Source organism: Petrachloros mirabilis, assembly GCF_975968855.1.
Genome location: NZ_CDLUDY010000050.1, coordinates 1 through 2,727 on the forward strand (window position 1 = coordinate 1; position 2,727 = coordinate 2,727).

At 56.9% G+C, this 2,727-nt stretch carries 1 protein-coding gene; it reads left to right on the plus strand.

Annotated features, from left to right (window positions below; all coding sequences use genetic code 11):
• Positions 1–49 precede the first annotated feature (49 nt).
• On the plus strand, positions 50–2,727 hold a 2,678-nt coding region (locus ACWVCN_RS02200; RefSeq protein ID WP_455243876.1), incomplete at its 3' end, for an MGH1-like glycoside hydrolase domain-containing protein.

Consider the following 2,727-nt stretch of genomic DNA (forward strand, 5'->3'; position numbering starts at 1 on the left):
CTGCCTCCCAACGACTCAAATCCTGTAAGACACTTTCAGAAGGAGTCGTATGGCTACCGAAGATCCATCTGCTGTCCCATCCCTTCACTCACTTCTGGCCGAGCCGCAACGGCTTGAAGCAGACGCAGCACGGAAGGAACATTGGAAACGTTGGGGCCCCTATTTGAGTGAACGAGCATGGGGCACAGTGCGCGAGGATTACAGCCCTTTCGGTAATGCCTGGGAAGCATTTTCGCATGACCACGCCCGTTCCCGCGCCTATCGCTGGAACGAGGATGGCCTCGCCGGGATCTGTGACCGCCACCAATACATCTGTTTTGCCATCGCTTTGTGGAACGGCCGGGACCCTATTCTCAAGGAGCGGGTATTCGGCCTGACGGGCAACGAGGGCAATCACGGCGAAGACGTGAAGGATTATTACTTTTACCTCGATTCAACTCCGACACATTCTTACATGAAATATCTCTACAAGTACCCTCAGGCAGAGTTCCCCTATGCGAGGCTTGTCGAAGAAAACCGCCGGCGCAGCCGTCATGAGCAGGAATTTGAATTGATCGACACCGGCGTATTCGAAGAGAATCGCTACTTCGATGTGTTCGTCGAGTATGCGAAGGAATCGCCGGAAGAATTATCCATCCGCATTCAGGTCATCAATCGGGGGCCGGATCCGGCCGAACTCACGCTGCTTCCAACTCTATGGTTCCGTAACACCTGGTCTTGGGGATTGGATGCCCGTCGTCCCCGGATGCGGGAGGGGGAGTCTGGTAACGGCACCAGCGTCATCGAGCTCAACCATGATTATTATGGGTGCCGCCGCCTACTGTGCGACCGGCAACCGACGTTGCTCTTTACAGAAAACGAGACCAACAGCCGCCGTCTCTACGGCGACCAGGAAGGCGCACGCTACGTCAAAGATAGTTTCCACGATTATGTGATTCACGGAGACAAGGAAGCGGTCAACCCGGACAAGATCGGCTCGAAAGCCGCAGCCCACTATACGCTTACCCTCGCGCCCGGGGCATCGGATCAGATCTGCCTCCAATTCACGCACAAGTCGGACGCCACGAGCCTCTCACGCCGGAAGATCGATGAGACGTTCAAGAAACGGATCCAGGAAGCGAATGAATTCTATGACAGCCTTGCGCCATCCGATCTATCCGAAGATGCGCGGCGGGTGCAGCGGCAGGCCTTCGCCGGCCTGCTCTGGAGCAAACAGTTCTATCACTACAATCTGGCACGCTGGCTCAAGGGTGATCCGGGTATGCCGGACCCGCCGCGCGAACGGTTGCACGGCCGTAACTCGGACTGGACCCACCTCTATAACGCCGATGTCATCTCCATGCCGGACAAGTGGGAATATCCCTGGTACGCCGCGTGGGACTTGGCTTTTCACTGTATCCCGCTGGCCCTCCTCGATTCGACGTTTGCCAAGGAACAGCTCGTGTTGATGTTGCGCGAATGGTACTTGCATCCGAACGGGCAGATTCCTGCCTACGAATGGGCATTCGGCGATGTGAATCCGCCGGTCCATGCCTGGGCTGCCTGGCGCGTCTACAAGATCGAGAAGAAGCGCCGAGGCGTTGGCGATCGCCGTTTCCTCGAACGTGTGTTCCACAAACTGCTCTTGAACTTCACCTGGTGGGTCAACCGCAAGGACGCCGAGGGAAAGAATGTTTTCCAAGGCGGCTTTCTCGGGCTCGACAACATCGGCGTCTTCGACCGTAGTGCACCTCTCCCGACAGGCGGCCACATCGAACAATCGGATGCGACCAGCTGGATGGGGATGTATTGTCTGAACATGCTGACGATCGCTCTCGAACTGGCTCGGGACAACCCGGCCTATGAGGACGTCGCCAGCAAGTTCTTCGAACACTTCGTCTATATCTGCCAAGCGATGAACAATATCGGCGGCGAGAAGATCGAGCTGTGGAACAAGGACGACGGGTTTTTCTACGACGTCCTCCACCTGCCGAATGGGCAGACGTGCCACATGAAGGTCCGCTCCATCGTCGGGTTGATCCCGCTCTTCGCCGTCGAAACCCTGGATGGTGATCTCATCGACAGACTGCCGCGATTCAAACATCGGATGCAGTGGTTCATCGAGCACCGGCCAGATTTCGCTCAACATGTCGAGACGCAATCTCATGACGGCGGTGTCCGCCGCTTTCTCTCGCTCGTCAATCGGGACCGTCTGCGATCTGTCCTTCGCTATATGCTCGACGAACAGGAATTTCTATCTCCGTTCGGGATCCGGGCGCTCTCCCGTTACCACAAGGAACACCCCTACGTGGTCGATGTGATGGGACAAAAGCATCGCGTGGATTACGAGCCGGCTGAATCAAGCACGGGCCTCTTCGGCGGCAATTCGAATTGGCGCGGGCCGATCTGGTTCCCCATTAACTACCTCCTTATCGAATCGCTGCAGAAGTTCCACTATTTCTTAGGCGAGAGCTACAAAGTCGAGTACCCGACCGGTTCGGGCCGGAAGACGACGATCTGGAATGTGGCGGCGAAACTGTCACGGCGGCTCACACACATTTTCCTGCAGGATGAGCAGGGACGGCGGCCGGTGTTCGGCGGCACCGAGATTTTTCAGCGCGACCCCTATTGGCAGCATGCCGTTCCTTTCTACGAGTATTTTCATGGAGACAACGGCGCGGGGATCGGCGCAAGTCTCCAGACTGCTGGATCAGCTTTGCGACCAGCCCTGTCCAACCCGTCTGGTGA